Origin of the sequence: Streptomyces sp. NPDC001832, assembly GCF_040297265.1 — a bacterium.
GTDB lineage: Bacteria > Actinomycetota > Actinomycetes > Streptomycetales > Streptomycetaceae > Streptomyces.
The window spans coordinates 24911-36843 of record NZ_JBEOYU010000054.1 but is presented as its reverse complement, the minus strand read 5'-3'; the positions used below and the strand labels follow the sequence as shown (position 1 = coordinate 36843).

Genomic DNA, 11933 nt, shown 5'->3' with positions numbered 1-11933 from the left:
GGTGGGCCTCGCCCACCCCTCCCGCACATCTCATTCGCCCACCCCTCCCGCACATCTCAGCCGGTGGAACCGCTGCTGGCCAGTGCGTCGGAGAGCTCCTGTGCGGCCTGTTGCAGAATCGGCACGATCCGCTCCGTCGCCGCGTCCGTCAGCCGGCCCGTGGGGCCGGAGATCGAAATCGCGGCCGAGGTAGGGGAGTTGGGTACCGAGACCGCCAGGCAGCGCACCCCGATCTCCTGCTCGTTGTCGTCGACCGCGTAGCCGGCCCTGCGGACCTGCTCCAGTGCGTCGAGGAAGCCGTCCGGGGTGGTGATCGTCTTCTCGGTGGCGGCCGGCATTCCGGTACGGGCGAGCAGTGCCCGTACCTCCTCCGGGGGCGTGTGCGCCAGCAGTGCTTTGCCGACCCCCGTGGAGTGGGGGAGCACCCGGCGGCCCACCTCGGTGAACATGCGCATCGAGTGCTTGGACGGCACCTGCGCCACGTACACGACCTCGTCGCCGTCGAGCAGCGCCATGTTCGCCGTCTCGCCGGTCTCCTCGACCAGGCGCGCGAGATACGGGCGGGCCCAGGTGCCCAGCAGCCGGGACGCGGACTCGCCGAGCCGGATCAGACGCGGGCCGAGCGCATAGCGCCGGTTCGGCTGCTGGCGCACATATCCGCAGAGCACCAGCGTGCGCATCAGGCGGTGAATAGTCGGCAGCGGGAGTCCGCTGCTCGCGGAGAGTTCGCTCAGCCCGACCTCGCCCCCGGCATCCGCCATCCGCTCCAGCAGATCGAAGGCGCGCTCAAGGGACTGCACACCACCGCTGGAAGCGGCGGGCTTGGAGTCGGATGTGCTGTCGGGGGACGGCGGCACGTCAATGGTCCTTTCGAGGCGGAGGCGGAGGAGCGGGTGCCCCGCCCGGCGAGGCATCAAGCAGCCTACCGGGCGGTTTCTGGTCGGCCCACTGCTCCGGGGACGGCGTCCTGGCCGGTCAGGGCCTGTTCGTCCCGGTGTTCGCAGTCGGCAGGGCGGCTCTGCGGCTCCGCACCGGCCTCATGTTATGTTCCGAATTTCGAAAATGTTCTTTTGCTTGATGGAAATCTCCAATGGCGAGTGCGGGTGGCCCACCGGCCGTCCGACGAGGAAGCTGGGGGTCTTGACGGGTTCGAATCCCGAGAGAAGACTCCTTCAACAGTTCGTTGAATCCGTCGGCGGTCGAAAGTCCGAAGCGAGGAGCACGAGTGTCCGGTGCGGACGCGAATCTGGTACTGCGCTCGACGCGTGTCGTCACCCCGGACGGAACGCGCCCCGCAGCGGTCGCCGTCGCAGACGGGCGAATCGACGCCGTCCTGCCGTACGACACCGAGGTGCCGGCCGGTGCCGGGTCGGAGGACTTCGGTGACGACATCCTGCTGCCGGGACTCGTCGACACCCATGTCCATGTGAACGACCCCGGCCGCAGCGAGTGGGAAGGCTTCTCGACCGCCACCCGCGCCGCGGCGGCGGGCGGCATCACCACCCTGCTCGACATGCCGCTCAACTCCCTCCCGCCGACCACCACCGTCGGCCATCTGCGGGCCAAGCAGCAGGCGGCCGCCCCCAAGGCGCACATCGACACCGGATTCTGGGGCGGAGCGATCCCGTCCAACGTGAAGGACCTGCGCCCGCTGTACGAGGCCGGGGTGTTCGGCTTCAAGTGCTTCCTCTCGCCCTCCGGCGTCGACGAGTTCCCGGAGCTCGACCAGGAGCAACTGGCCAGGTCCATGGCTGAGATCGCCGGCTTCGGCGGGCTGCTGATCGTGCACGCCGAGGACCCGCGCCATCTGGCCTCCGCACCGCAGCGCAGCGGGGCCGCGTATGCCGACTTCCTCGCCTCCCGGCCCCGTGACGCCGAGAACACCGCGATCGAGGGGCTCATTGAGCACGCCAGGCGGCTGAACGCCCGGGTTCACGTGCTGCACCTCTCCTCCAGCGACGCCCTGCCGGTGATCGCCGCCGCCAAGCGCGAGGGCGTCAGGGTCACCGTCGAGTCCTGTCCGCACTTCCTCACTCTCACCGCCGAGGAAATCCCGGACGGTGCGACGGAGTTCAAGTGCTGCCCGCCGATCCGGGAGGCTGCCAACCAGGAGGTGCTGTGGGACGGGCTGGCCGACGGGACGATCGACTGCATCGTCTCCGACCACTCGCCGTGCACCAGCGAGCTCAAGACGCCGGACTTCGCCTCGGCCTGGGGCGGCATCTCCTCCCTCCAGTTGGGTCTCCCCGCCATCTGGACCGAGGCCCGCAAGCGCGGCCACTCGCTCGACGACGTCGTCCGCTGGATGTCGGCCGCCCCCGCCGAACTGGCCGGACTCACCCGCAAGGGCGCCATCGAGGCCGGCCGCGACGCCGACTTCGCCGTCCTCGCCCCGGATGAGACCTTCACTGTCGACCCCGCCGAACTCTTCCATCGCAACCAGGTCACCGCCTACGCCGGCAGGACCCTGTGCGGCGTCGTGAGATCGACCTGGTTGCGCGGCGTACGGATCGCCGCGGACGGCATCGTCGCCGAACCCACCGGACGCCTCCTCGAAAGGAACCGCTGACCATGACGGCGACAGCCCGCTTCACCGGCGACGCGAACCCTTACGGCGGCGGCGACCCGTATGCCGACTACCGCACCGCCGACTTCCCCTTCACCGGCCTCGTCGACCTCGCCGACCGGCGGCTTGGCGCGGGAGTGATCGCCGCCAACGACGAGTTCTTCGCCGAGCGCGAGAATCTGCTGAAGCCGGAGCCCGCAGAGTTCGACCCCGAGCGCTTCGGGCACAAGGGCAAGACCATGGACGGCTGGGAGACCCGCCGCCGTCGCGGCACGAGCGCCGGTCGACCGCACCCCACGGACGAGGACCACGACTGGGCACTCGTACGGCTCGGCGCGCCCGGAGTCGTACGCGGCGTCGTCGTCGACACCGCCCACTTCCGTGGCAACTACCCGCAGGCGGTCTCCGTCGAGGCGGCCTGCGTCCCCGGCTCCCCGTCGCCCGAGGAACTCCTCGCGCCCGGGGTGGATTGGACAACGCTCGTACCGCGTACGTCCGTTGGCGGACATGCGGCCAATGGCTTCGCCGTCGCGGCCGAGCAGCGCGTCACTCATCTGCGGGTCAATCAGCACCCCGACGGCGGGATCGCCCGGCTCCGGGTGTACGGCGAGGTGGCCCCCGACCCCGCCTGGCTGGCCGCCCTCGGCACCTTCGATCTGGTCGCCCTGGAGAACGGCGGCACGGTCGAGGACGCCTCCAACCGCTTCTACTCCCCGGCCACCAACACCATCCAGCCGGGCAGGTCCCGCAAGATGGACGACGGCTGGGAGACCCGCCGCCGACGCGACAAGGGCAACGACTGGATCCGCTACCGGCTCGTCGAGCAGGCGGATATCCGTGCCGTCGAGATCGACACCGCGTATCTGAAGGGCAACTCGGCAGGCTGGGCAAGCCTTTCCACCCGTGACGGGGAGAGCGGCGACTGGACCGAGGTGCTGCCCCGGACCCGGCTGCAGCCCGACACGAACCACCGCTTCGTCCTGCCGGAGGTGGTGCGGGCCACGCACATCCGGATCGACATCTTCCCCGACGGCGGCATCTCCCGGCTGCGGGTGTTCGGCTCGCCGACGGAGGAGGGCGCCACGCGAATGGCCGAGCGCCACCGCGAGCTCGGTGGTTAAGGGCTGTCCCGTAATCCCCGGTGAGGTGCCGCAGCTGTCGTCGCGCGCCCGCCGGGGATTACGGGACAGCCCTTAGGGTGTTCGGTTGACCAGAGCGCCGGAATTCGGCCCGTCCGGTGCCATCCGGGTGTGCCCGATCAGTCCGCGTCCAGGGCATATGGGACCCTAGGGGGCATGATCTTCATCGCCGTCAAATTCACCGTCCACAGTGCCGACCGCGACAACTGGCTTCCGGCCGTCGAGGACTTCACCCTCGCCACCCGGAAGGAGCCCGGCAATGTGTTCTTCGAGTGGTCGTACAGCGTCGAGAACCCGGATCAGTTCATCCTGCTGGAGGCCTTCGCCTCCCCCGAGGCCGGGGTGGCCCATGTGCAGTCGCAGCACTTCGCGGCGGCGATGGACACGATGGCGGATCTCATCGCCGAGACTCCGGAGATCATCAACGTCGAGGTGCCGGGCGAGGGCTGGTCCCGGATGGCGGAGCTCACGCCGCGATCCCGGTGATCGGACGCCAATGCGCCCGCGATCGGGGTTTCTGCCGGCTGGACCGATGAGTCCGGGCGAGAGTGGGGACAGTAGGTGGAAGCGATCGATTTCCGGACTACGGGACAGCCCTTAGGAGAAGGACCATGGCGAAGCTGACTCTCACCACATTTCTCTCCCTGGACGGCGTCATGCAGGCCCCGGGCGGCCCCGATGAGGACACCAGTGGCGGGTTCGAGTACGGCGGCTGGCTCGTGCCGTTCGCGGACGAGGGCATGGGGCAGTTCATGGCCGAGGTCTTCGACCGCTCCGCCGCATTTCTGCTGGGCCGCCGTACTTACGACATCTTCGCCGCCCACTGGCCCAAGGTAACCGACTCCGAAGACCCGGTCGCCGACCGTCTCAACCGGTACCCCAAATACGTCGTCTCGACCACCCTGGAGAAAGCGGACTGGCAGAACACGACCGTCATCTCCACCGACATCGTCGAGGAGGTCGCCAGGATCAAGGGGCGGACGGAGGGCGGCGAACTCCAGATCCACGGCAGTGGCGCCCTGGCCCGGTCCCTCATGGCGCACGACCTCATCGACGAGTACAACCTGCTTGTCTACCCGGTCGTGCTCGGCCGGGGCCGTCGGCTCTTCCCGGAAGGCGGGCTGCCGACGGCCTTCGAGCAGACCGAGGTGCGCACGACCCCCAACGGCATCTCGGTCCACACCTACCGGCCCACCGGCCGCGCACAATTCGGGTCCTTCGCCCTCGACGGGTGAGATCGAGTCTGTCCAAGCGTGGCGACCGTGAAGACGCAGGTGTCCCGGAAATTGGCCGCATTCGATTTCAACAACCGTGTCCAGATACCGCTGTTGGTGTACGACGCGGGCCTGCTCGACGACGACGGAGCGGGCCCGGCGGCATAGGCTGAACCAGTCGATCGCATGCGGTCGAGCCGATCAGACCGGGAGGGGCGATCCCATGTCCGATGCCAGTAGCCACATCGACGTCGATCTGCGCGGGGTCAAGGACTTCACCGCGAATCCCTATCCGTACTACGAGAAGCTGCGCGCCACAGGTCCCGTGCACACCATCCGTACCGACGAATTCGAGCGGGTCTGGCTCGTGGTGGGATACGACGAGGGCCGGGCGGCTCTCGCCGACCAGCGGTTCGGCAAGGAGTGGCGGGGGCTGGTGGACCGGCCCGAGGGGAACGACCCGATCTTCGCCAACATGCTGGAGCTGGACGCACCCCATCACACCCGGCTGCGCAAGCTCGTCACCAGGGAGTTCACCGCACGCAGGGTCGAGGCCCTGCGCCCGCGCGTCCAGCAGATCACCGATGAACTCCTCGATGCGATGGTGCCCGCCGGGCGCGCCGATCTTGTGGACGCCCTCGCCTTTCCGCTGCCGATGACCGTCATCTGCGAACTGATCGGTGTGCCGGACCTGGACCGGAACACCTTCCGCAAACTGTCGAACGGGGTCGTCACCCCGACCACGCCGGGCCAGGAGGGCGAGGCGGTGGCCGCCATGGGTGCCTACCTCGCCGAACTCATCGAGGACAAGCGGTGCTCACCCGGTGACGACCTGATGAGCGCGCTTGTCAGGGCACGCGACGAGGAGGGGGACGGGCTGTCGCCCGACGAGCTCGTGGGCATGGCCTTCCTGCTGCTCGTCGCCGGCCATGAGACCACGGTCAACCTGATCTCCAACGGGGTACGGGCGTTGCTCCGCCACCCGGACCAACTGGCCGCACTCCGCGCCGACATCGGCCTGATCGACGGTGCGGTCGAGGAGATGCTGCGGTACGACGGACCGGTGGAGACCGCCACGTTCCGCTTCCCCCGCGAACCGGTCGAGATCGGGCAGAAGGTCATTCCGGCAGGCGAGCCGGTTCTGATCTCCCTGGCGGGCGCCGACCGCGACCCCGGCCGCTACCCGGAACCGGACCGCTTCGACATCCGCCGCGACACCCAGGGGCATCTGGCCTTCGGGCACGGGGTGCACTTCTGCCTGGGTGCGCCGCTGGCCCGGATCGAGGGCCGGATCGCGATCCGTACGCTGCTGGAGCGGTGCCCCGGGCTCGCGCTGGACGCGGACGACGGGGAGCCGGACTGGCTCCCGGGGATGCTGATCCGTGGGGTGCGCGAGCTGCCCGTCCGCTGGTGAGGTAAGAAGCTCTGTCATGACCGGAATTGATTTGCAGATGGCTCAGAAGGTCCTCGACAGCCAGCCGTTCAGCGGGCTCGTCGGGGCGCGGATTACGGCCTTCGGTGAGGGCGCGGCCACACTCGAAGTGGACATCCGTCAGGATCTCCAGCAGCAGAACGGCTTTCTGCACGGCGGAGTCCTGGCCTACGCCGCCGACAACTCGATCACTTTCGCCGCCGGGACGACCCTCGGCCCGGCCGTGCTGACCGGCGGATTCTCCATTCAGTACATACGACCCGCCACCGGCCGTACGCTCATCGCCCACGCCGATGTCGTGCACTCCGGCCGTCGCCAGGCCGTGGTCCGCTGCGAGCTGTTCGCCGCGGGGGAGGGTGGGACGAAGACGCTCTGCGCGGTCGCCCAGGGGACCGTACTGTCCGCCACACCGTCCTGACATGCCTTGACCGCGCCCCGGCGGCCGGGCAGCGGCAGAGTTCATCCTGCGGCGCGAGCGTCGGACCGGGTGGCTGCTTCGTCGGCGATCTCCGCGATCTCCACGGGGCGCCGCTGCCGGCGGGACACCTCGCACGCCTCCGCGACCAGCAGCGCGTACCAGCCTTCCCGCCCGTCGCACGGATTGGGCAGTTCGCCCCGTACCACCTGTACGAACGCGTTCAGCTCCGCCTCGTACGCCGGGGCGAACCTCTCCAGGAAGCCCGGCCAGGGGCTGAGCGGTGCGGCGGGGCCCCGCGGCTCCGCCGAGGTGACCGGAGTACGGTCGTCCAGACCGACCGTGATCTGGTCCAGCTCACCCGCCAGTTCCATCCGTACGTCGTAACCGGCGCCGTTGCAGCGGGTGGCCGTCGCTGTGGCCAGGGTGCCGTCGTCGAGGGTCAGCAGGGCCGCCGCTGTGTCGACGTCGCCGGCCGCCCGGAAGATTCCGGGCCCGGCATCCGATCCGGTGGCGTACACCTCGGTCACCTCACGGCCCGTCACCCACCGCAGCATGTCGAAGTCATGGACCAGACAGTCCCGGTACAGCCCCCCGGAGAGCGGCAGATACGCGGCGGGCGGCGGTGCGGGGTCCATGGTCATTGCCCGGACGGTGTGCAGCCTGCCCAGCTTCCCTGCCCGCACGGCGGCGCGCGCCGCCGTGTACCCCGCGTCGAATCTGCGCATGAAGCCCAGTTGGAGGACGCTCCCTGCCCGGTCGACCGCGCACAGTGCGCTCAGTGTCCCCGGCAAGTCCAGCGCGATCGGCTTCTCGCAGAACGCGGGCAGCCCCGCCTGCGCGGCCTGCCCGATCAGTTCCGCGTGCGCCGAAGTGGCCGAGGCGATCACCACGGCGTCCACCCCCGCGCCGAACACCTCGGCGGCGCCGGCCGCGGCCGTTGCGCCGATGCGGTCCGCGACCTCGGCCGCCCGCGCCCGGTCGGTGTCCGTCACCACCAGGGTGTCCACCTCGGGATGGCGGGCCAGCACACCCGCATGGAAGGAACCGATCCGGCCGGTGCCGATGAGTCCGATACGCATGGACCCAACGTGCCGCCCACCAGCTGCGCTGTCAACTATATGTCCTGACAAATTGCGGATGTTCGGTATTCATGCTGTCCGGACAACAGAACGACCTGACTACCGGAGGTTCTGATGTGGGGGTTACCCTCCACGCGTGCCCAAACCCACCACCGACCCCGCCGCACTTGAACTCGACGTGGACCGCTCCAGTCCGATTCCCCTGTACTACCAGCTCGCCCAGCAGCTGGAAGCGGCCATCGAGCAGGGCCGGCTCGCCCCCGGTAGCCTCCTCGGCAACGAGATCGAACTCGCGGCCCGGCTCGGCCTGTCCCGGCCCACCGTTCGCCAGGCCATCCAGTCACTGGTCGACAAGGGGCTGATGGTCCGTCGCCGCGGCGTCGGTACCCAGGTCGTGCACAGCAGGGTCAGGCGCCCGCTCGAACTGAGCAGCCTCTACGACGACCTGGAGGCCGCGGGCGGGCACCCCACGACCCGCGTCCTGCGCAACACCGTCCAGCCCGCCGACGCCTCGGTCGCCGACGCGCTCGGAGTCGCGGAGGGCACCGACGTACACCTCGTCGAGCGGCTGCGGTACGCGCACGACGAGCCGCTGGCACTCCTGCGCAACCACCTGCCCCTCGGGCTCATCGATCTGGACACCGCACGGCTGGAAACCACCGGCCTCTACCGGATGATGCGCAGCGCGGGCATCACCCTGCACAGCGCCCGCCAGACCGTCGGCGCCCGGCTCGCCACCGCCGCCGAGGCAGCCGGACTCGCCGAGGCCGAGGGGGCCGCGCTGCTGACGATGGAGCGCACCACCTTCGACGACACCGGGCGGGCGGTCGAGTTCGGCTCCCACATCTACCGGGCTTCGCGCTACTCCTTCGATTTCCAGCTGCTCGTACGGTGACGACGGCCACGCGGCCCCGTTGACGTCTCGCACGCCCACCGCTAAAACTCCCCCAGCCGCACTCGGGCGGTGGCCGGGAGAGAAGGCGGACCCACCATGCGTACCTCTCGCAAGGCAGCAACCCTGATCACCAGAACGTGCCCCGCCCCTGCCGGGCGGCTCCGTCGGCGGCTCGGGGATACTTGGCCAGCCGGGCAGCGGGTGATCCGTCCCCGGCCCCACCAAGCAGCACAGCGAGCAGCACAAGAAGGGCACGGCGTCGTGGCAAGGGTTCGGACAGGGGTACGTGCGATGGGCGCCGTGCTTGCGCTGGTGCTCGGGGCCTCCCTCGTGGGATGCAGCAGCACCGGCGGCAAGCAGGCGGAGGAGCGCGAGGCCCGGGCCGCCGCCGAAGGCCGGTCCGCGGTGGACACGCCCCGCTGGACCTTCGCCATGGTCACCCACTCCGGCGACGGCGACACCTTCTGGGACATCGTCCAGCGGGGCGCCGAGCAGGCGGCCGTCAAGGACAACATCAAGTTCCTGTACTCGCACAGCGACGAGGCGCAGCAGCAGGCCCAGCTCGTCCAGACCGCCATCGACCAGAAGGTCGACGGGCTGATCGTCACACTCGCCAAGCCCGACGCGATGAAGGACGTCCTCGCCAAGGCCACCAAGGCCGGTATCCCGGTGATCACGGTGAACTCGGGCTCCGCCGAGTCCAAGCAGTTCGGCGCGCTCACCCATGTCGGCCAGGACGAGTCGATCGCCGGTGAGGCCGTCGGTGACGAGCTCAACGCGCGGGGCCGCAAGAAGGCCCTGTGCATCCTGCACGAGCAGGGCAACGTAGGCCACGAGCAGCGCTGCGCCGGAGCGAAGAAGACGTTCGACGGGCAGATGCAGAACCTGTACGTCGAAGGCACCAACATGCCCGACGTCCAGGCGTCCATCGAGGCCAAGCTGCAGTCCGACAAGAACATCGACGCGGTCGTCACCCTCGGGGCGCCCTTCGCGGACGCCGCCGTCAAGGCGAAGAAGACCGCGGGCAGCAAGGCCGAGATCGACACCTTCGACCTGAACGCCAAGGTCGCCACGGCCATCCAGGACAAGACCCTCGGCTTCGCGGTCGACCAGCAGCCCTACCTCCAGGGGTACGAGGCCGTGGACCTGCTCTGGCTGTACCGGTTCAACGGGAATGCGCTCGGCGGTGGCCGCCCGGTCCTCACCGGCCCGCAGATCATCACCTCGAAGGACGCCGCCGAGCTTGCGGAATACACGAATCGGGGGACCCGATGAGCACGGTCGCAGGGCCATCCGCCCCGCCCAGGGGCGACGAGCGGCTGCTGCGCACCTCACCGCTGCGCAAACTGCTCGGCCGCCCCGAGCTGGGCTCGGTGGTCGGTGCCGCAGCCGTCTTCATCTTCTTCTCGATCGCCGCCGAAAGCTTCCTGCGCGCCTCCAGCTTCGGCACGGTCCTGTACGCGGCCTCCACCATCGGGATCATGGCTGCGCCCGTGGCGCTGCTGATGATCGGCGGCGAGTTCGATCTCTCCGCCGGCGTGCTGGTCACCACCTCCGCGCTGATCTCGTCGATGTTCAGCTATCAGATGACGGCCAACGTCTGGGTCGGCGTCTTTGTGTCGCTGCTGGTCACGCTGGCCATCGGGGCGTTCAACGGCTTCATGCTGACCCGTACCGAACTGCCGAGCTTCATCATCACGCTCGGTACGTTCCTGATGCTGACCGGCCTCAATCTGGGCTTCACCAAGCTGATCAGCGGGACCGTGTCGACGAAGTCCATCAGTGACATGGAGGGCTTCGACTCGGCCCGTCAGATCTTCGCCTCGCAGTGGACCATCGGCGGCGTCGAGTTCAAGGTCACCATTCTGTGGTGGGCGGTGCTCGTCGCGATCGCCACCTGGATCCTGCTCCGCACCCGCTTCGGCAACTGGATATACGCGGTGGGCGGCGAGGCCGACGCGGCCCGTGCGGTCGGCGTCCCAGTGGTCCGTACCAAGATCGGGCTCTACCTCGGGGTCGCCTTCGCCGCCTGGGTCTCCGGGCAGCATCTGCTGTTCTCGTTCGACGTGGTGCAGTCCGGTGAGGGCGTCGGCAACGAGCTGATCTACATCATCGCGGCCGTCATCGGCGGCTGTCTGATCACCGGCGGCTACGGCTCCGCGATCGGCTCCGCGGTCGGTGCCTTCATCTTCGGCATGACCAGCAAGGGCATCGTGTACGCGGAGTGGAACCCGGACTGGTTCAAGTTCTTCCTCGGAGCCATGCTGCTCATGGCCACCCTGCTCAACGCATGGGTACGTAAGCGCGCGGAGGCGACGAAATGACGGCCCCCCAGGCACCGGCCGACCGGGAGACGTCCCACCGGGCGCTCGTCGAGCTGGATCACGTCAGCAAGTTCTACGGCAACATCAAGGCCCTGACGGACGTCTCGCTGGAGGTGCGCGCGGGGGAGATCTCCTGCGTCCTCGGTGACAACGGCGCCGGCAAGTCCACCCTGATCAAGATCATCGCGGGACTGCACCGGCATGACTCGGGGACCTTCCTCATCGAGGGCGAGGAGATCACGCTCGTCAACCCGCGCGACGCCCTGGACCGCGGCATCGCCACGGTCTACCAGGACCTGGCCGTCGTCCCCCTGATGCCGGTCTGGCGGAACTTCTTCCTCGGCTCCGAGCCGACCACCGGTGTGGGCCCCTTCCAGCGCCTCGACGTGCGGCTGATGCGCGAGACGACCCGCTCCGAACTGCTGCGCATGGGCATCGACCTGCGCGACGTCGACCAGCCGATCGGCACGCTCTCCGGCGGCGAGCGGCAGTGCGTCGCCATCGCGCGGGCCGTCTACTTCGGCGCCAAGGTCCTCGTCCTGGACGAGCCCACCGCCGCGCTCGGCGTCAAGCAGTCCGGGGTCGTCCTCAAGTACGTCGCGGCCGCGCGCGACGCGGGTCTCGGCGTGGTCCTCATCACGCACAACCCGCACCACGCGTATCTCGTCGGTGACCGGTTCGTCCTGCTGAAGCGGGGCGCCATGTCCGGCAGCCACATCAAGGCGAGCATTACTCTGGACGAGCTGACCCGCCAGATGGCGGGCGGCAGCGAGCTGGAGGAGCTCAGCCACGAGCTGGAGCGGGCCCCGGGTCCGACTCATCTGGGTGGCCACCCGGCCGCCGATGACCCCCGGTAGCCCCGGGTC

12 protein-coding genes are annotated in these 11933 nt (G+C 69.1%); 10 read left to right on the top strand and 2 right to left on the bottom strand.

From position 1 onward, the window contains the following. Nucleotides 1-56: 56 nt before the first annotated feature. Complete coding sequence (locus tag ABT115_RS27940; protein ID WP_351795365.1) at nucleotides 57-857, bottom strand: IclR family transcriptional regulator; 801 nt, start codon at nucleotides 855-857, stop codon at nucleotides 57-59. A gap of 368 nt (nucleotides 858-1225) precedes the next feature. Here ABT115_RS27940 and allB point away from each other — a divergent pair, with 368 nt between their 5' ends. From allB to ABT115_RS27905, 6 genes are all read left to right on the top strand, one after another. Then, complete coding sequence (allB, locus tag ABT115_RS27935; RefSeq protein ID WP_351795363.1) at nucleotides 1226-2569, top strand: allantoinase AllB; 1344 nt, start codon at nucleotides 1226-1228, stop codon at nucleotides 2567-2569. Between the two features lie 2 nt (nucleotides 2570-2571). Further along, entirely contained in the window at nucleotides 2572-3687 is a 1116-nt protein-coding gene (alc, locus tag ABT115_RS27930) for an allantoicase (RefSeq protein WP_351795361.1), read from the top strand. A 174-nt stretch (nucleotides 3688-3861) separates the two neighbouring features. Next, on the top strand, nucleotides 3862-4191 hold the full coding sequence (locus ABT115_RS27925) for a putative quinol monooxygenase (RefSeq protein WP_351795358.1): 330 nt from the start codon (nucleotides 3862-3864) through the stop codon (nucleotides 4189-4191). Nucleotides 4192-4316: 125 nt separating this feature from the next. Next, nucleotides 4317-4940: a dihydrofolate reductase family protein gene (locus ABT115_RS27920; protein ID WP_351795356.1), complete on the top strand. Its 624-nt coding sequence runs from the start codon at nucleotides 4317-4319 to the stop codon at nucleotides 4938-4940. Between the two features lie 202 nt (nucleotides 4941-5142). After that, a complete protein-coding gene (locus tag ABT115_RS27910; protein ID WP_351795353.1) occupies nucleotides 5143-6333 on the top strand; it encodes a cytochrome P450 family protein in 1191 nt (396 codons plus the stop codon). Nucleotides 6334-6349: 16 nt separating this feature from the next. Next, nucleotides 6350-6769, top strand: a complete 420-nt coding sequence (locus ABT115_RS27905) for a PaaI family thioesterase (RefSeq protein WP_351795351.1) — start codon at nucleotides 6350-6352, stop codon at nucleotides 6767-6769. A 41-nt stretch (nucleotides 6770-6810) separates the two neighbouring features. On the opposite strand, the gene ABT115_RS27900 is transcribed toward ABT115_RS27905, so the two are convergent. Next, the gene (locus ABT115_RS27900; RefSeq protein WP_351795348.1) at nucleotides 6811-7848 is read right to left on the bottom strand and encodes a Gfo/Idh/MocA family protein; all 1038 of its coding nucleotides are present in this window, start codon (nucleotides 7846-7848) and stop codon (nucleotides 6811-6813) included. 136 nt (nucleotides 7849-7984) lie between these two features. Here ABT115_RS27900 and ABT115_RS27895 point away from each other — a divergent pair, with 136 nt between their 5' ends. From ABT115_RS27895 to ABT115_RS27880, 4 genes are all read left to right on the top strand, one after another. Further along, nucleotides 7985-8743: a GntR family transcriptional regulator gene (locus ABT115_RS27895; RefSeq protein ID WP_351795346.1), complete on the top strand. Its 759-nt coding sequence runs from the start codon at nucleotides 7985-7987 to the stop codon at nucleotides 8741-8743. Between the two features lie 261 nt (nucleotides 8744-9004). Beyond that, nucleotides 9005-10018, top strand: coding sequence for a sugar ABC transporter substrate-binding protein (locus tag ABT115_RS27890; RefSeq protein ID WP_502969175.1), 1014 nt, complete (start codon nucleotides 9005-9007; stop codon nucleotides 10016-10018). Further along, on the top strand, nucleotides 10015-11067 hold the full coding sequence (locus tag ABT115_RS27885) for an ABC transporter permease (RefSeq protein ID WP_351795342.1): 1053 nt from the start codon (nucleotides 10015-10017) through the stop codon (nucleotides 11065-11067). Before ABT115_RS27890 ends, ABT115_RS27885 begins: the two co-directional genes overlap by 4 nt. Then, the gene (locus ABT115_RS27880) at nucleotides 11064-11924 is read left to right on the top strand and encodes an ATP-binding cassette domain-containing protein (RefSeq protein ID WP_351795339.1); all 861 of its coding nucleotides are present in this window, start codon (nucleotides 11064-11066) and stop codon (nucleotides 11922-11924) included. The genes ABT115_RS27885 and ABT115_RS27880 overlap by 4 nt, the downstream gene beginning before the upstream one ends. Nucleotides 11925-11933: the final 9 nt, after the last annotated feature.